The 17,782-nt window shown below is 45.5% G+C and carries 14 protein-coding genes; 5 read left to right on the top strand and 9 right to left on the bottom strand.

Features of this window, described 5'->3' with window-relative positions; genetic code table 11:
- Positions 1-251: 251 nt before the first annotated feature.
- The 4 genes from L1D60_RS09150 to L1D60_RS09135 all read left to right on the top strand — a co-directional run bounded on the left by L1D60_RS09150 (position 252) and on the right by L1D60_RS09135 (position 4,873).
- Positions 252-1,565 carry a TolC family outer membrane protein gene (locus L1D60_RS09150; RefSeq protein ID WP_239840990.1) on the top strand — a complete coding sequence of 438 codons (1,314 nt, stop codon included), beginning with the start codon at positions 252-254 and terminating at the stop codon, positions 1,563-1,565.
- Between the two features lie 3 nt (positions 1,566-1,568).
- Positions 1,569-2,186 (top strand): OmpA family protein, encoded by a 618-nt coding sequence (locus tag L1D60_RS09145; RefSeq protein ID WP_239840801.1) that lies wholly within the window; start codon positions 1,569-1,571, stop codon positions 2,184-2,186.
- Positions 2,187-2,322: 136 nt separating this feature from the next.
- The gene (locus tag L1D60_RS09140) at positions 2,323-2,673 is read left to right on the top strand and encodes a DUF2750 domain-containing protein (protein WP_032549144.1); all 351 of its coding nucleotides are present in this window, start codon (positions 2,323-2,325) and stop codon (positions 2,671-2,673) included.
- Between the two features lie 325 nt (positions 2,674-2,998).
- On the top strand, positions 2,999-4,873 hold the full coding sequence (locus L1D60_RS09135) for a diguanylate cyclase (RefSeq protein ID WP_239840989.1): 1,875 nt from the start codon (positions 2,999-3,001) through the stop codon (positions 4,871-4,873).
- Here L1D60_RS09135 and queC read toward each other — a convergent pair.
- Together queC and queE are read right to left on the bottom strand one after the other, a co-directional pair.
- Complete coding sequence (gene queC, locus L1D60_RS09130; protein WP_239840800.1) at positions 4,833-5,528, bottom strand: 7-cyano-7-deazaguanine synthase QueC; 696 nt, start codon at positions 5,526-5,528, stop codon at positions 4,833-4,835. The genes L1D60_RS09135 and queC overlap by 41 nt on opposite strands.
- A gap of 29 nt (positions 5,529-5,557) precedes the next feature.
- A complete protein-coding gene (gene queE, locus L1D60_RS09125; protein ID WP_315974634.1) occupies positions 5,558-6,226 on the bottom strand; it encodes a 7-carboxy-7-deazaguanine synthase QueE in 669 nt (222 codons plus the stop codon).
- Positions 6,227-6,415: 189 nt separating this feature from the next.
- Between queE and L1D60_RS09120 the strand changes: the two genes are divergently transcribed.
- Positions 6,416-7,225, top strand: coding sequence for a Cof-type HAD-IIB family hydrolase (locus L1D60_RS09120; protein WP_239840798.1), 810 nt, complete (start codon positions 6,416-6,418; stop codon positions 7,223-7,225).
- Positions 7,226-7,311: 86 nt separating this feature from the next.
- Here the strand turns inward: L1D60_RS09120 and L1D60_RS09115 are convergent, their stop codons facing one another.
- From L1D60_RS09115 to prpB, 7 genes are all read right to left on the bottom strand, one after another.
- Positions 7,312-8,652, bottom strand: a complete 1,341-nt coding sequence (locus L1D60_RS09115; RefSeq protein WP_239840988.1) for a phosphatase PAP2 family protein — start codon at positions 8,650-8,652, stop codon at positions 7,312-7,314.
- 144 nt (positions 8,653-8,796) lie between these two features.
- Positions 8,797-9,276 (bottom strand): GNAT family N-acetyltransferase, encoded by a 480-nt coding sequence (locus L1D60_RS09110; RefSeq protein ID WP_239840797.1) that lies wholly within the window; start codon positions 9,274-9,276, stop codon positions 8,797-8,799.
- Between the two features lie 217 nt (positions 9,277-9,493).
- Positions 9,494-11,440, bottom strand: coding sequence for a propionyl-CoA synthetase (locus L1D60_RS09105; RefSeq protein WP_239840796.1), 1,947 nt, complete (start codon positions 11,438-11,440; stop codon positions 9,494-9,496).
- A 118-nt stretch (positions 11,441-11,558) separates the two neighbouring features.
- Complete coding sequence (prpF, locus tag L1D60_RS09100; protein WP_239840795.1) at positions 11,559-12,731, bottom strand: 2-methylaconitate cis-trans isomerase PrpF; 1,173 nt, start codon at positions 12,729-12,731, stop codon at positions 11,559-11,561.
- Positions 12,732-12,740: 9 nt separating this feature from the next.
- A complete protein-coding gene (acnD, locus tag L1D60_RS09095) occupies positions 12,741-15,356 on the bottom strand; it encodes a Fe/S-dependent 2-methylisocitrate dehydratase AcnD (RefSeq protein WP_239840794.1) in 2,616 nt (871 codons plus the stop codon).
- A gap of 115 nt (positions 15,357-15,471) precedes the next feature.
- Positions 15,472-16,644 (bottom strand): 2-methylcitrate synthase, encoded by a 1,173-nt coding sequence (gene prpC / locus L1D60_RS09090; protein WP_239840793.1) that lies wholly within the window; start codon positions 16,642-16,644, stop codon positions 15,472-15,474.
- Positions 16,645-16,835: 191 nt separating this feature from the next.
- Complete coding sequence (gene prpB / locus L1D60_RS09085) at positions 16,836-17,735, bottom strand: methylisocitrate lyase (protein ID WP_239840792.1); 900 nt, start codon at positions 17,733-17,735, stop codon at positions 16,836-16,838.
- Positions 17,736-17,782: the final 47 nt, after the last annotated feature.

Genomic DNA, 17,782 nt, shown 5'->3' with positions numbered 1-17,782 from the left:
CTAATGACAAAGATCACATCAAATGGTAGTCTGAATGCTCTAAACATCGATATAAGTTATTGTGTTATCTGATATTAAAGAAGATGGCAACTGGTAAGATTTGTTTAACCTTGAAGCATCCATATTGATGCTAAAACTAAATCCAAACCTTCTGGTTTTTGCCAAAACACACAACTAGATCGTTATTTTTTTGGCGCTCTATTGAGCCACAAAATTCAGCATTATTTGTTTATGGTATGAACAATACGGAGATGTCAGTGAATAAGATTAAAACTGCAACATGTGGGCTTGCTGTCCTCTTAAGTTTACCTTCATATGGTCAAACTCTAGAGCAGGCGGTTGCATTTACTCTTGAGAACAATCCTGAGATCAAAAGTGCTTACAATGAGTACATCAGTAAGCGTTATCTCAGCGATGCTTCTGGAGGCGCTTACCGACCAAGTATCGACCTAGACGCTGGTATTGGATATGAGCATACCGATCTTGCATCAAACTCCAACACCACTGACTTTACCCGCAAAGAGGCAACCCTTACGCTGACACAGTTGATTTGGGATGGCTCCAATACACTTAATGATATTGATCGTACTGCAGCAGATGCAGAATCAGTGCGCTATCAACTGCTGGCAACAGCACAAGATACAGCGTTGGAAGTCACGAAGATTTATCTCGATGCAGTAAAGGCGTATGAAGTTCTTTCTCTTTCAGAAAGCAATCTAGCGACCCACAAAGAGATCTATCGAGATATCAGAAAGCGTGTAGAGTCTGGTATTGGTTCAACTGCAGACATGTCTCAAGTGGAAGCTCGTATCGCAAAAGCGCACGGTAATTTACTCGCTGCTCAAAACAATCTGTTTGACACGCATACGCAATTCAAACGACTCACTGGGCAAAAGCCTCTTGGATTGACTTTCCCAAGAGCTGATTCTGCTGCGATTCCTTACACTATTGACAGTGCACTTGAACTGGCATTCCAAACTCACCCGGTCATTAAAATTGCTCGTGCAGATGTCGACTCCGCTAAATTTCAGTATCAACAATCAAAGAGTACTAATTACCCAACACTATCGGTAGAAGCTGCTCAAACTTGGCGCGATGATGCAGGTGGTACAGAAGGCAGTAGCGACGAATTTTCGGCAATGCTCCGCCTGAAATACAACCTATACAATGGTGGGGCAGATCAAGATAGAGCAGAAAGTGCGGCTTACCAGCTTAATAAAGCGAAAGATCTTAGAGAAAGAAGTTACCGAAACGTTGAAGAGAGCTTACGACTTTCATGGAGCGCACTTGACTTAACGGTTCAACAAAAAGAGTTCTTATCTGACCATGTAGATTCAGCATCCGACACTGTCATCTCTTATGAAAAACAATACCGTATAGGCAAGCGTACTCTCCTTGACTTGCTCAATACCGAAAACGAACTGTTCGAAGCACGAAAAGATTACCTCGATGCGAAATATGATGAGCAGTACGCAAAATACAGAGTCATGAACGCCGCCGGTAACCTGCTAGCAGCACTCCGAGTACAAACGCCTGAAGAGTGGCACGAAGAAGTGGAATACTAAGCAATGAAGAAATCTAGCATTTTCTCTGCTTTATTGATGGTGATGTCTTCGTCAGCCATCGCTCAGCAGTTCGATGACGAATATACCTATATACCAACACCAAAGTCAGACCAAATCTATGACTTACAGGATGATGACAACGACGGCGTTATTAACGCTCGTGACCTTTGTCCTGGAACGCCTACTGGAGCTGAAATTGATAATGATGGCTGTGGTTCATACTTCGAATCCTCAGAACAAAAACAACTCCACATCTTATTTGCGAATAATTCGACAGAGATAAACCCAGCATTCTTGAACCAGATCCGTCAAATGGCAGCATTTTTAAAACGCTATGAGACTACTACGATTCAGCTGCAAGGTTATGCGAGTAAAACAGGCAACGCAGAGCATAACTTGATGCTTTCAAAAGAACGCGCCGCTAACGTGCGTCGAGCCTTGATCAGCAATGGCATTGCTCCATCAAGAATTAATATTGTGGGTTACGGCGATTCAGCGTCTGGCGGAATCAATCAAGATACGATTAGTCATGCTCTCAACCGTAAAGTGGTTGCGTCTGTTGCCGGATTTAAGGGCCATATTAAAGAAGAATGGCATATCTTTACTAAGATAGAAAAGTAACCGTCATACCCAAGTAACTTAGTGGTCCAATACTCTGAAATAAACCATCAAAGGCATAGGTTATCCCATTTAAGCCATGTACCTAAGGCGGCGTTAATGGTAACCTTGCCACGTTATCAATATAGAGAACTATTTCATGAGCAAACTAACAGCTGATACTCAAGCAAACCTTGATCTATTCGTTTCTGAATCAAAAGAAACTAAACTTGTATGGGGCCTTCGCAACGAAGAAGGTTGGCTAGCATGTGACTCTACTGAATTTGAAAATAGTGAAGTAATGCCGTTCTGGTCTTCAAAAGAAGATGCTCAAACGCACAATGTAGAAGAGTGGGCAGACTTCGAAGTACTAGAGATCCCACTTGATATCTTCGTTGAAGATTGGCTACTAACACTAGCTGAAGATGGTGTACTAGTAGGCGTTAACTGGAATGCTTCTCTGGAAGGCAAAGAACTTGAGCCTTCTGACCTAGCGAAACTATACATCTAATCAATGATGTATATCTAAGTCATAAGAAATGGTCGCTCAATAGCGGCCATTTTTTTATCCTGCCTCTTTCTTCCAAATAGTGGCCGAGATTTCACTCACACATTTGTAGCCACTTATCACAGATAATTTGAACCAAGATCAAACTAATTTTAGAATGACGTTCTTTATCTGATTCAGACACGTATTTGTGATTCGCCTACTTTCTTTCATCTTTTTCATATTCATAAGCTTACCCGTTAAGTCAAACGGGCATACGGAAAGCTCTGATGTTCAACCTCATCTAGGCGCTACTCCAAATTCAGACTGGAACACTCTTTATCTCTCTATACTCAGTACAGACCCTTCTCGCGCGTTAAACCTGCTTAAGGCACGCTACGCCAGCGCTGTACCTAACGGAGAGAAACTCTATACCTCTGCCCTGCTATACACCTATATGACTCAACACGACCAGCCTTTTTATGGCGGGAGCTCAGGTGACGAGAATTACCAACAATTAGAAAGCCAATTCATAGAAGCATTATCCTTAGATGGTCAGGGACACTATCAAGAATCTCAACAGCGCTTCGCTCGACTTCTTAAGCGAATGAAAGCCCAAAATGATGAAACGGGAAAGCTATTAATAAAGTATCAGCTATGCCGCTCACTTAACGAACAGTCACGATATCACAAGGCTAATTACTACTGCTCAATACTTGAGGCTGACATCAACGATATTGCAGACCCAGTCTTGCCTAAATCTATCGCTTACCGTGTAATCGCCAACAACCAGTATTTCAGAAGTGACTATCAAGCGGCACTCAATACTTACATGACTTTAGTGGAGTCTTTTCCGCAAGGACAAGATATCTCTGGGGTCTACAATGATTTAGGCAATCTCTTCAAAGAGATGAAACAGTTTGATAAATCTGAGCAATATCTAAAACTCGCACTTCAATTGCGTAGTGATGCCTCTGATCTGATGAAGGCACAAGTTCGTCATAGCCTAGCCAAACTGTATATGGCCCAATCTCGCTACGACTCGGCTATCTCACAATTTCTACAAGCAAAGACATTGCTCCACTCTTCTGGCCACAACTTCGGTACCGCCATGACGACATTGGGGTTAGGAAAAGCGTACACCGCGACCAAACAATATCCATTAGCACGAGCTTATCTCACTGAGTCGTTAGGCTATGCTACCGACCTAAATAACAACGTGATGCGAATTCAAGCCTACCTTGCTATCAGTGACATGTTTGAAGAACAACAGCTATTAAATGAAGCATTCGATTATGCGGACCGTGCCCTAGTGATTGCAAAGCAAGTGGAACGAGAAAGCTATATGGCAGACGTGTATCAACAATTGTCACAACTTTTCAGAGCTCAAGGAGATTACCAACAGGCACTCTTCTACTATGCGCAATATGCACAGTCGCAAATCGCCACTCGCAATACAGATAACCGCTTAGCATTAGAAGCGCTGAGCCTCGCGCACAATCAATATGAACAAGAACTAGAAAGCTCTCAACTTCGCAATCAACATGACCTTAACAAGCTGGAAATTGAGAAGATGCAGCAGCAAAAGCTCATGTATAACATAATCGTTCTACTACTGATTATCGTCGCTAGCTTCACTTTCTATTCTAATAAGAAAATACGCCGTAAAGCCTCTATTGATTCAATGACTAAGGCTTACAGCCGAGCGGAAACGATTAAACGAGTAAAAGACACAAAAGCTCCCGCAAAAGCAGACAAACAGCACGTGTTGATTCTGTTGGACTTGGATAAATTCAAGGCAATCAATGACCAGTATGGTCACCCTACTGGGGATAAAGCCTTGATTCATGTCAGCCACCAAATCGTCAAGCATCTGAGCAAAGGTGAGTTATTAGGACGTCTAGGTGGTGAAGAGTTTCTTATTCTGCTAAGGGATACAGGTATCGAGGACGTACGCGAACGTGTTGAAGAAATACATTACGCGATTTCTACCAATGAATTTCTATCAGAATCAAAAAAGCCACTTACGATTACTGCGAGCCTCGCCTATTTGGCGACCCAGAAATCATTAAGTGACTTTGACATTCTCTACTCAGTGCTTGACCAAGCCCTCTACCAAGCAAAAGCAAATGGTAGAAACTGCATCATTGATGCGTATAACGACCCGATCGAAGCAAACAGCTTTAGCAATTCGCCGATTGCTTACGAACCAAATCAGCCATGATTTCTTCACGATTACCTAGGTAGTCGTTCAAACCAACTTTACGAAGTTCACATGCTGGACAATCGCCACAACCATCGCCAATCACGCCGTTGTAACAAGTCAACGTTTTGTTGCGAACAAGTTCAAGCGCAGAGTATTGGTCAGCAAGCGCCCAAGTCTCTGCTTTATTCAACCACATAAGCGGAGTCTTGATATCCAGTTCTCTGTCCATACCTTGCACAAGCGCAGAATTCATCGCCTTTACAAAGTCATTGCGACAATCAGGGTAGCCAGAAAAGTCGGTTTCGCAAACACCAGTAATCACCGCTTGAGCACCGATTTGGTAGGCATAAATCCCTGCCAGTGTCAGAAACAGGATGTTACGACCTGGTACGAAAGAATTCGGTAAGCCATTCTCTTGCAGCTCATGAGATACAGGGATGTCATCACGCGTCAGTGAGCTAATCGCAAGTTCATTCAGTAAGGTTACATCCATAACCTTATGAGCTTTTACCCCAAGCTCTTTTGCTAGATTTTGCGCAACTTCAATTTCCAGTCTGTGACGCTGACCATAGTCAAAAGTAATCGCATGAACTTCATCATACTCTTTCAGAGCTTGAACCAAACACGTGGTTGAATCTTGCCCACCACTGAATACAACAACTGCTTTTTTCATTTTTAATCCTTTTCGACAATGCGGCTGAGTTAAGCAATGCTCAGATATTTGTGTGTTTGAATAGATAGGCGCCAGTTTCTTTCAATACAAGTATCAATACATAATTGGGTCGCACGATCTTTTTGGCTGATTGGCTGCAGTGCAATTACGGTTTCTGAAGATACCTCAGCACGCTCTAGTAAATGATCAAGTTGGTCGATATCTTTTGATGTACCAACTGGATGCTTAATCTCATCAGCGCGCTGCAGAGCACTATCTAAAATCTCTAGCTTCGCCTTCATTGCTACTTTAGGTGACACCGTCACCCAGGTATTTGCCGTTGCTTTAACTTCTGACGTTCCGCTAGTCTCAATTTGACAGCGACAACCCATCTTTTCAAACGCTTCTGTTAAAGGCACAAGATCGTAAATACAAGGCTCACCACCGGTAATCACAATATGTTTCGCATTGAAGCCTTGCTTTACATATTGGTCGACTATGCCTTGAGCATCAACTGCAGACCAAGTCGGTGAGTCTTCTGTTTTCACCATAATATCGCCAAGAGAAGTTTCGTCTTCAGCAAGTGCTTCCCACGTCTGTTTAGTGTCGCACCAAGAACAGCCTACTGGACAAATTTGCAGGCGCACGAACACGGCTGGAACACCAGTAAAGACACCTTCACCTTGGATGGTTTCAAACATTTCATTAATCTTGTACAACTTTCCCTCAGCTCACATCATTTCGTAAAACAAATTAGGCGGAGACGATAAAGCACTTAAAGGCTTGGGTCAAACAAATGAGTATTACAAAATCCGTTGATCAAAGCCCTAGCTTGGAGTTTCGACTTGCCTTATCCTTGCCAACATTCAATTTTGTTAGTTTTTTATTTTTTGTAAGTAAGGATCCACATGTACAAACTGATTGCTCTGGATATGGATGGCACACTATTAAACAGTGATAAAGTCATCTCTGCAGAGAACAAAGATGCGATTGCGCGCGCTCGAGCTGCAGGCGTAAAAGTAGTATTAGCGTCAGGGCGCCCACTAGAAGGGATGCAAAGCAAACTCGATGAGTTAGATATCAATGGCAAAGACGATTTCGTTCTTTTCTATAACGGATCAATGGTGCAAAACGTATCAACAAAAGAAGTCATTCATAGCGAAATCAGCCATGGTAAAGCTGCCAAAGAAATTGCCAATATTGCTAACGAACTGGGTGGCTATGTTCACGCCTTCAGTAAAGTACATGGTCTAATTACACCAGAAAACAACGAATACACAGGTATTGAAGCTCGAATTAACGGCCTCGATATTACTGAGTTTGATTTTGCGCAGCTTGAAGACGACCATCAGATCATCAAAACTATGATTGTTGCCGAGCCAAGCAAACTCACAGAGATCATCAGCAAGCTACCAGAACATTTAAAAACCCAATTCACGATTGTTCAAAGTGCGCCTTTCTTCCTAGAGTTCTTAAACCCTAAATCAAACAAAGGCGTCGGTATTGAAGCCATTGCAAATCATTTAGGTATTCGTTCTGACGAAGTGATCTGTATGGGTGATGCTGAAAATGACCATCATATGCTGGAGTATGCCGGTCTAGGTATCGCGATGGAAAATGCGATGGCAGAGACGAAGGAAATTGCCAACTACATCACCGCCAGTAATGACGACCACGGTGTTGCTAAGGCTATCGATAAGTTTATCTTTGATAAATAATCGCTTTACGGTAACAGGCTCTCGTCCTTCAAATCAAAAACACAAAAGGCTGTCTTCACAGCCTTTTTTATTACGCGCTAACCAGTTTAAATTCTTTTCCAAGGTAGACGGAAAGCAACCACGCCCAACAAAATCAACAGCGGAAAACGAAGTGTTTCGACAATCAAGGATCCAATACCGCTGAACGAAACAAAGCTTCCGGCCCAGCTAATCAAGCCGTTAGTTGCCAAGAGCAATGCAATCACACCCACCACAATGTTGAATGAGAACTGCCCCACCAGCGGCCTAGCGTGAGTTAAGGTTACGATGCAAGCAATAGTCATTAGTATCGCAACCCAAAATGTGAATGTAGGGAGTGGCCATATCACGGTTAAAACGATGGAGATCAACGCTAGCCCCCACCAAACCGATTTTGAGCTCAGCAACTCACTGATATTGACATCTGGTTTTACGTCTAATCTGACAATATGCCAAGTCGTTAAACCACCTAAAACCGCTCCCATTAATACATCACTGAAAAACGCACTTCCAGAGTAAGCCTTAAATAGCGTAATCCATAGCAAGCCAAATCCAATCCACAACCAAGCTTTTTGGTCATCAAGCTTTTTCAATTTCCAAACGACCAAACTCGTTAGACTCACCCAAATCGCAGCCAACATACTTGGGAAGCTATAACCGCTGCTTTCCACCAGCTTAAGTGTTGGAAGGTAAGCGTGCGGACGAGGTAGACCGAACCCTTGATGAGCAATCAAAGTAAGCAGAGTAACGGAGACAAGTGTGAAACCAAATTTCAACGCGAAATTGCGCCCAAAATGCCACGCGATCAAAGGTAAAACAACGATGAATATCCAAGGCTGAGCAATAAGATCGGTCACTAAAATGGTATGTCCTATGGTGCTTGGCAGTGAGTTAATCGCATTTTGAAGCATCGCGATAACACCAAGCTCTCCTTGATGAACTTGAGGTGCGGCAGCTACTAATTCAGAAACGTAAGTAACCGGTTGGTCTGAAGCGCGACTAAACATCTCAACAATCTCACCCCACTGCTCTGGATAGCGATATTCTTTAGCATCTAGCGTTTCAGGAGCAAGAATCATAGCGCGACTGACTTCGACACCATAATGCGGGGCAAACCAAATAGGCAGCTCAAATCCACCTACTTCGTTTTTTACATCGTAGCTAATGATGTCTGAATCAGAAATACAATCAAACACCACGGCACCATCGGTATAACCAAGAATCTCCCCAACAGTTACCGCTAAGCCGGCTTCTTCCCAGGTCTCTCGTTGGGCAGCTATGTAAGCAGGTTCTCCAGATACGATCGTTCCACCTGGTAGTGACAACTGACCCGTAATGATCTCGTCGACCAAAACAATTTGATCATCAGCTCGAACCAAACAAAGCGCCCCGGCTAAGTTATCGGGCATTTGTTCTTGAGCCGACACATTGATAACGCCAAAAATAGAAACCAATAAAATGAAGAAGAAACGATTTAACAACGAAATTACCTACAAAAGAGAATATACGAACGAAAACACCGCAGTGTAATTGAGTAACTCACTAAGCGCAGCCTAGCTTTTAACTAAAGACTTTCTCCACCATTGAATGTGCGGTATGAACCCCATTTTTTGATAGAAGTGCTTGGCATTACTATTGATATCCCATACTTCAACAAACACCTGCTTCACCCCATAATCATCAAATGTCTTCTCTAACTTACTGAAAAGCTTCTCAGCGACTGATTGATTACGGTAATCGGGTAAAACGAACAACTCATCAATGCTTCCCATCTGAACCGGTTTACTGACGGTAGACACCAATTCACAAAAGTGCCCTGTCACAAAGCCGACTATCAACTGCCCTTTCAACGCGACATAGACCAAGCATTGAGGGTCATCGAGATATCGAGCGATGCTTTTCTCCTGCTCAATTTCCTCAGCCGTTTTAAAGTGCTCAGGGCTAGCAAGATGATGATAGTGATGAAGTTCAAACATCATCTCGTTCAGCTGCTCAAGGTCTGAATTTTGCGCAGCTCTCAATGTTAAGCTCATGGCTAGGGTCTTCTTTTATTACACAAAATAACACTATAGCCTAGTTTACTGACACACAGCGACGATACAAGCGCAGATACTTATATCGGTATGTATATCGCCTTAAATTACACTTATTGAAAGATATGCTTTTTTATCATTATATTTATTTAACAACTAAGAAAGCCGCCTAGTCGATACTAAGCGGCTTATTGGGCTTCTTGATTAATTGTATTAATTAGACTTCTTTAGACAGACGACTTTCGATCTCTTTGAGACTAGTAGGATCATCAATCGTCGAAGGCACGACATACTGCTCTCCATCCGCGATTTGTCGTATTGTTTTACGTAGTATTTTACCCGAACGAGTTTTAGGCAGACGTTCAACCACCAGCGCTTGTTTAAAGCAGGCTACAGCGCCGATTTCATTACGAACCTTTCCGACCAATTCACCTTGCAGTTCAATATCGTCAACTTTCACTCCATCCTTGAGCACCACAAGCCCAAGTGGGAGCTGTCCCTTCAAGTCATCGTGAATGCCGACTACAGCACACTCAGCAATGGCAGGGTGACCACCAACAATCTCTTCCATTTCACCGGTCGATAATCTATGACCAGCGACGTTAATCACATCATCAATGCGTCCCATGATAAACAGATAACCGTCTTCATCTAGATATCCGCCATCACCCGACACGTAATAGCCTGGGAACTGACTTAAGTAGCCAGATTCAAAGCGATCGTGATTTCGCCAAACTGTAGGCAGACAGCCCGGTGGCAGAGGACGCTTAATCGCAACAAACCCTTGCTGATTTGGTTGAGCAGCTTCTCCTAACTCATCGAGGATCTCAACTTGATAGCCTGGAACCGGTTTAGTGGCTGAACCCGCCTTAACTGGCATCTGCTCTAGTCCGGTTGGATTGCCGGCAATTGCCCAGCCCGTTTCGGTTTGCCACCAGTGATCGACGACCGGTTTATTAGTTTTGCTTTCTACCCATTCAAGTGTTGGTGGGTCCAAACGCTCACCCGCCATGAAGATCGTATCGAGCTTGGATAAGTCAAACTGCTTGAGACACTCACCCTCAGGGTCCTCTTTCTTGATCGCACGAAACGCGGTAGGAGCCGAAAACAACACATTAACAGAGTACTCTTCGCAGACTCGCCAAAAAGCGCCCGGATCTGGGGTGCGAACAGGCTTGCCTTCAAACAGAATCGTCGTACAGCCGTGAATCAAAGGCGCATAGACAATGTAAGAGTGACCAACTACCCAACCGACATCCGACGCCGCCCAGAAAACCCCATCTTGCGGCATATTGTAGATAGTGCTCATTGAATACTTCATAGCAACGGCATGACCGCCATTGTCGCGAACCACCCCTTTCGGTTTGCCCGTTGTGCCTGATGTATACAAGATATAAAGAGGATCGGTCGCAAGTACAGGCACACAACCATGAGGCAATGACTTCTCCATCTCTTGCTGCCAATCCAAATCACGCTCATTTTGAAGTTCAGCTTCACATTCAGATCGTTGAAGTACCAATACATTTTGTGGTTTCCAGCGACTATCCATGATGGCTCTATCAACTAATGGCTTGTATGGGATGACTTTGTTGATCTCAATACCACACGATGCCGTAATCAACATCTTCGGTTCTGCGTCCTCAATGCGCACGGCAAGTTCATGAGGTGCAAAGCCGCCAAATACCACCGAGTGAATTGCCCCTAATCTCGCACAGGCCAACATCGCCATAGCTGCCTCAGGGATCATCGGCATGTAAATGACCACGCGGTCACCTTTTTGGACGCCTTGAGCCGCGAGCAAGCCAGCGACTTTCGCTACTTGGTCACGCAGTTCGACATAGCTGTAGCGCTTCTTAACACCGGTTACAGGAGAGTCATAAACCAATGCGGTAGTATCGCCTCTTCCTTGCTCACAATGATAATCTAGTGCAAGCCAGCAGGTGTTCATCACGCCATCAGCAAACCAACGCTCAATACCATTGTCATCTTTTTCTAAGATTCGTGTCGGTGCTTCAAACCAGTCAATGCACTGAGCTTGGCTTTGCCAGTACTGCTCTGGGTTGCGGTTCGCAAAGTCGTAAGCGGCTTGATACGCCCCTGTTTGCGCCCCACCTTGGTTTGGAGTTTCAATAGATTGTTCTTTTCGCTCTAGTGTAGAAGACATAACGCCTCCTCCTTGAATTCGTCAGAAAACGGCCAGCCGTATATTCGGCTTGTTGACCTTTTGTCTTTACGTGCTATTTCCCTATATTGGGTAGCTTATTCGGGTCTTCGCACAGCATTTACAATGGACAAGGCACGCGTACCAGCCCTTCCATAAGGATCCGAGCACTTCTACTCATCATGGCTTTATCTACCGCCCAACCTTTCGGTGTTAGCGAAGCTCCGGCTCCGACTTTTAAAGTTCCAGACGGATGTCCAAAGGTCGTAAAGTCTCGTTCACCACCACCTGCTGCGCGATTGACCAATGTTCCTGATATCGCCGCAGCCGAGGCAATAGCTACCGCAGCCGTTCCCATCATCGCGTGATGCAGTTTGCCCATCGACAGCGCACGAATTAAGACGTCAATTTCATCCTCTTTGACTGTTTTGCCACTGGATGCTTGATATGTTTTAGGTGGCGCTACAAACGCGACCTTCGGAGTATGTTGACGAAGTTGTGCCTCACTGATGTCTTCAATCAAGCCCATAGCAACAGCGCCATGTGCGCGAATAGATTCAAACAGTGCCAAAGCTTTCTCATCAGAGTTAATGTCTTCTTGCAGCTCTGTTCCCTGATATCCAAGAACGGATGCATCAACAAAGATGGTTGGTATGCCTGCATTAACCAAACTCACTTCAATACAACCTAATTCAGGCACATCGAGCAGATCGACAGCTTGCCCGGTTGGAAGAACGCTCCCCACCTCACCTGCTGGTTCCATAAAATCAACCTGAATTTCGGCAGCAGGAAAGGTCACGCCATCGAGCTCAAAATCACCGACCTCTTGAACTTGGCCGTTAATCATCGGCACATGGACAATGATCGTCTTCTCGATGTTGGCTTGCCATACTCGAACTTCAACCACGCCATTCATGGGTACTCGTTCAGGGTCAATCAAACCGGCATGGATGGCATAAGGGCCAATCGCCGCGGACAAATTGCCGCAGTTACCACTCCAATCAACAAACGGTTTATCAATCGCGACCTGACCGAATAGATAATCCACATCGTGACCGGGCTGCTCACTCTTAGAGGCAATTACAACCTTACTGGTACTGGAGGTTGCGCCCCCCATACCGTCTGTTTGTTTGCCGTAAGGATCTGGGCTACCAATTACACGCATCAGTAGTTTGTCTCGATACTCACCCGGAGTTTGAGCGCGCTCTGGCAGGTCAACAAGATTAAAGAAGACACCTTTACTGGTGCCACCTCTCATGTAGGTGGCTGCAATTTTTAATTGATGAATACTCATAATGCCTCCCTACTGCGCCAAAAAGTCTTTGGCAAAGCGTTGCAGTACGCCTCCAGCTTGATAGACATGAACTTCATCTTCAGTATCCAGACGACAAGTCACGGCAACATCCATTCGGCTACCGTCTTGGCGGGTAATGACCAAGGCAAGATCGGCCCCCGGTGTGATGTCACCATGCACATCAAACAGCTCAGTGCCATCTAACTTAAGAGTATTTCGATTCTCTCCCGCTTTGAATTGCAATGGCAGTACGCCCATTCCGACAAGGTTGGTTCGGTGGATTCGCTCAAAGCCCTCAGCAACTATCGCTTCTACCCCCGCTAAACGAACACCTTTAGCCGCCCAATCACGGGATGAACCTTGACCATAGTCCGCACCAGCAATCACAACTAGAGGTTGCTTTCTCTCCATGTAGGTTTCAATCGCTTCCCACATTCGCGTCACTTTACCTTCAGGTTCAACGCGAGCGAGGGAGCCCTGTACCACTTCACCATTTTCTTGGACCATCTCATTAAAGAGCTTAGGGTTAGCAAAGGTGGCACGCTGCGCTGTTAAGTGATCGCCTCGGTGAGTTGCGTAAGAGTTAAAGTCCTCTTCCGGCACATCCATTTTGGCTAAGTATTCACCGGTTGCGCTGCTGGCAAGAATCGCATTAGACGGGGAAAGGTGATCCGTGGTGATGTTGTCACCTAGAATCGCCAGAGGTCTCATCCCTTTCAATGAACGCTCTCCAGCCAGAGCCCCTTCCCAATAAGGAGGACGGCGGATGTAGGTACTCTTAGGTCGCCAATCATAGAGTGGCTCGCTAGAAGACTGCTCTTCATCCGGCTTAAACATTTGAATATAGATTTGATTGAACTGCTGGGGCTTCACGTGCTGAGCCACAACTGCATCTATCTCTTCGTCACTTGGCCACAGGTCGCTCAAGTAAATTGGATTGCCTGAAGCATCATTGCCGAGACTGTGCTTTTCAATGTCAAAACGCATCGTACCAGCCAGTGCATAAGCGACGACAAGCGGGGGTGACGCAAGGAATGCTTGCTTAGCATAAGGGTGGATACGGCCATCGAAATTTCGATTCCCAGATAGCACCGCTGTGGTGTATAGATCTCTGTCTACGATCTCTTGCTGAATCTTAGGATCCAGTGCACCACTCATGCCATTACAGGTGGTACAGGCGTAGCCGACAATACCGAATCCCAGCGTTTCCAGTTCATCCAATAAGCCTGCCGACTCAAGATAAAGCTTGGCCACTTTCGACCCTGGAGCAAACGAGGTTTTTACCCACGGTTTGCGAACAAGTCCCAACTGATTGGCTTTTTTAGCCACCAAGCCCGCGGCAACCACATTTCTTGGGTTACTGGTATTGGTACAGGATGTGATAGCAGCAATGATCACCGCACCATCTGGCATTTGGTCATCTTCGCTCGCAGTCAGCTCTTCATGGCTGATTCCTTGCTGCTGTAACTCAGAAGTTGGCAGTCGGCGGTGAGGGTTAGACGGGCCTGCAAGGTTTCGTACTACCTGCGACAAATCAAACTCAAGAACACGCTCATATTTGGCTGAAGTCATATCATCAGCCCAAAGCCCGACTTGCTTAGCATAGCGCTCGACCAAGTCGACCTGTTCTGGCTCACGCCCCGTTAGCTTAAGGTACTGAATGGTCTGTTCATCGATATAAAACATACCCGCAGTCGCGCCATATTCTGGCGTCATATTAGAGATCGTTGCGCGGTCACCAATCGATAAAGCTCTTGCCCCTTCACCAAAGAACTCCAAGTAGCTCGAGACTACACGCTCTTTACGTAAGAATTCTGTAATTGCGAGCACGATATCTGTCGCGGTAATGCCCTCTTGACGCTGACCAGTCAGCTTAACGCCAACAATATCAGGCAGACGCATCATCGATGGTCGACCAAGCATCACAGTTTCGGCTTCTAACCCGCCCACACCAATCGCGATGACACCTAGCGCATCAACATGTGGTGTATGGCTATCGGTACCGACACAAGTATCTGGATACGCTAGGCCATGTTTGTTTTGGATAACCGGAGACATTTTCTCAAGGTTGATCTGATGCATGATCCCGTTGCCCGCAGGGATAACACTGACATTCTTAAAGGCCGTTTTACACCACTCAATAAAGTGGAAGCGGTCTTCATTGCGGCGCTCTTCAATAGCACGGTTTTTATCAAAGGCATCATCTTCAAAACCAGCATGTTCAACAGCCAATGAGTGGTCAACAATCAATTGAGTCTCAACCACAGGGTTTACTTTGGCTGGATCGCCACCCTGATCAGCAATTGCATCTCTCAAACCCGCCAAGTCAACCAACGCGGTTTGACCAAGGATATCGTGACAAACAACACGGGCTGGATACCAAGGAAAATCACGCTCGCGTTTTCTTTCAATGATCTGCTCTAAGCTAGCTTGCAGTGAGTCGATATCACAACGTCTCAAAATCTGCTCAGCCAATACTTTAGAGGTGTAAGGTAAGGTATCGTAGCTACCGGGAGCAAGCTGCTCAACCGCTTCACGTACGTCATAAAATTCTAGGTTAGTTCCCGGCAACACTTTTCGAAACTGGTTTCGATACTGCTCACGGTCTTGGGTATATTCGGTCATAATCGCCCCTCCATATTGGGCGTAGCTTCACTGCTCACTCGAAGTGGGTGGCGTCTATTGGAATCGCGACGCCACCCATGACAGCCAGAGCATGACACTCTGGATATCATCACAGTTAACGCAAATGGATAGGCAACCACTCTTGGTGCTCAGGGCCCGTGTAGTCCGCACTTGGACGAATAATACGGTTGTTGGTTCTTTGCTCGAACACGTGTGCAGCCCAGCCAGTTAAACGGCTCATCACAAAGATAGGCGTGAACAGCTTGGTTGGGATATCCATGAAGTGATATGCCGATGCATGGAAGAAATCAGCGTTACAGAACAAGCCTTTTTCGCGCTTCATTACCGACTCAACGCGCTTTGAAACGGCATACAGTTTAGTGTCACCAACTTCTTCTGACAGCGCCTTAGACCACTGCTTAATGAGTGCATTACGAGGGTCGCTTTCACGGTAGATCGCATGACCAAAGCCCATAATTTTGTCTTTGTTAGCAAGCATCTGCATGATGTTGGCTTCGGCTTCGTCTGCAGTTTGCCAATCTTGGATCATCTCCATTGCGGCTTCGTTCGCACCACCATGAAGAGGACCACGCAACGTACCAATCGCGGCAGTGATACAAGAGTGAATGTCCGATAGTGTTGAAGCACAAACACGCGCCGCAAACGTCGAAGCATTGAACTCATGCTCAGCGTACAGGATGAGTGAACAGTGCATCACCTGCTTGTGTAACTCACTCGGTGCTTCGTCAGTCAGCATTTTTAGGAAGTAACCACCGATACAGGCTTCACTGTGGTCTTCAGTATCCACTCTCACGCCATCGTGGCTAAAGCGGTACCAGTAACAAATAATGGCAGGAAATAGTGCAAGCATTCGCTCTGTCGCATTAAGTTGCTGAGTAAAGTCTGTCTCTTGCTCAATGTTGCCAAGCATGGAACAACCGGTACGCATCACATCCATTGGGTGCGCATCCGCAGGAATTAACTCAAGTGCGGCTTTTAATGACTCAGGTAAACCACGTAAGCCAACGAGTTTCGTTTTGTAATCATCCAGCTCTTTCGCATTCGGTAGGTGACCTCTAAGGAGCAGATACGCAACTTCTTCAAACTGGGCATTGTTGGCAAGGTCTGTGATGTCGTAACCTCGATAGGTCAGTCCCGTACCGGATTTACCCACGGTACACAAAGCGGTCTCGCCTGCGCTTTGGCCTCGAAGGCCCGCACCGCCGATCGGTGCTTTAGCAGGCGCTTTCTCTTCGACACTTGCTTTGTTGCTCAATGTAGTGGTCATGATGAACTCCTTTTCTGTGTTAGCTGCCTGCACTCTTTGGTGCGTTTTTGATTCAGTCCTAAGTGCATATTTCGTTCAAAATATAGAGTCACTTGGTTGTTATAGGTCGAGCTAACCGTTTCACGTTATTGGATTAAGTATTCTTACTGGTTGTTTAAATTCTTTATTTATGAGTACGTCGAATTGCTAAGTTAACTCTCGTCACTGGCAAAAAGCTGGTCGAGCTTATTCTCGTAATCGTGGTAATTCAGGTGTTGGTAGAGCTCTTTACGTGTCTGCATTGAATCAAGCAGCGCCTCTTGGTTACCTTCGACCAATAAGTGCTTGTAGACATTTTCTGCGGCTTTATTCATCGCTCTGAAAGCACTCAGTGGGTAAAGAACCATGTCAACATGAGACTCGGCTAACTCATTACAGCTATACAGTGGCGTCTGACCAAACTCGGTAATATTGGCCAATATAGGAATATGACGCCCTGTGGCAGATTGCAGCGCTGTTGAGAACTTCACGTATTGATCGAGCTGGTTCATCGCCTCTGGGAAGATCATATCCGCGCCTGCTTCGACACATGCAATAGCACGTTCAATGGCACTATCAATACCTTCAACGGCCAATGCGTCTGTTCTTGCCATAATCACAAAATCACTGTCTACCCTTGCATCTGCCGCCGCTTTTACTCGGTCGACCATCTCTGCTTGACTAACAATGGCTTTGTTTGGACGGTGACCGCATCGTTTTTGCGCCACTTGGTCTTCCATGTGAACTGCTGCAGCTCCGGCTTTTTCCATCGCTTTGATAGTTCGAGCGATATTAAATGCACCACCAAAACCGGTATCAATATCAACCAATAGAGGCAAATCACAGGCATTAGTGATTCGCTCTACGTCCACCAAAACATCGTTTAGTGTAGTAATGCCTAAATCTGGTAGTCCGTAAGACGCGTTAGCAATACCACCACCCGATAAATAGATAGCCTGATGCCCCAGATTTTTCGCCATCATGGCGCAATAAGGATTGATGGTTCCGACTATCTGCAGCGGATGGTTATTTGCAACCGCTTCACGAAACTTGGCTCCTGGCGATAGGTTCATGATTTCTCTCCCTGATGTGTTCGATTTCTGTTGGTGTTACTGCGAAC

The organism is Vibrio sp. Isolate30, assembly GCF_022397975.1.
Lineage (GTDB): Bacteria > Pseudomonadota > Gammaproteobacteria > Enterobacterales > Vibrionaceae > Vibrio > Vibrio fortis.
The sequence above is the reverse complement of the archived record's forward strand: the minus strand, read 5'-3'. Positions and strand labels throughout refer to the sequence as shown.

What these genes read in the sequence shown, in the direction of transcription:
- L1D60_RS09105 (WP_239840796.1), bottom strand. Translation starts at nt 11,440, where the DNA reads ATGTCTTCTACACTAGAGCGAAAAGAACAATCTATTGAAACTCCAAAC.
- L1D60_RS09120 (WP_239840798.1), top strand. Translation starts at nt 6,416, where the DNA reads ATGTACAAACTGATTGCTCTGGATATGGATGGCACACTATTAAACAGT.
- acnD (WP_239840794.1), bottom strand. Translation starts at nt 15,356, where the DNA reads ATGACCGAATATACCCAAGACCGTGAGCAGTATCGAAACCAGTTTCGA.
- L1D60_RS09110 (WP_239840797.1), bottom strand. Translation starts at nt 9,276, where the DNA reads ATGAGCTTAACATTGAGAGCTGCGCAAAATTCAGACCTTGAGCAGCTG.
- L1D60_RS09150 (WP_239840990.1), top strand. Translation starts at nt 252, where the DNA reads ATGTCAGTGAATAAGATTAAAACTGCAACATGTGGGCTTGCTGTCCTC.
- prpC (WP_239840793.1), bottom strand. Translation starts at nt 16,644, where the DNA reads ATGACCACTACATTGAGCAACAAAGCAAGTGTCGAAGAGAAAGCGCCT.
- L1D60_RS09145 (WP_239840801.1), top strand. Translation starts at nt 1,569, where the DNA reads ATGAAGAAATCTAGCATTTTCTCTGCTTTATTGATGGTGATGTCTTCG.
- L1D60_RS09115 (WP_239840988.1), bottom strand. Translation starts at nt 8,652, where the DNA reads ATGCCCGATAACTTAGCCGGGGCGCTTTGTTTGGTTCGAGCTGATGAT.
- prpB (WP_239840792.1), bottom strand. Translation starts at nt 17,735, where the DNA reads ATGAACCTATCGCCAGGAGCCAAGTTTCGTGAAGCGGTTGCAAATAAC.
- prpF (WP_239840795.1), bottom strand. Translation starts at nt 12,731, where the DNA reads ATGAGTATTCATCAATTAAAAATTGCAGCCACCTACATGAGAGGTGGC.
- L1D60_RS09140 (WP_032549144.1), top strand. Translation starts at nt 2,323, where the DNA reads ATGAGCAAACTAACAGCTGATACTCAAGCAAACCTTGATCTATTCGTT.
- queC (WP_239840800.1), bottom strand. Translation starts at nt 5,528, where the DNA reads ATGAAAAAAGCAGTTGTTGTATTCAGTGGTGGGCAAGATTCAACCACG.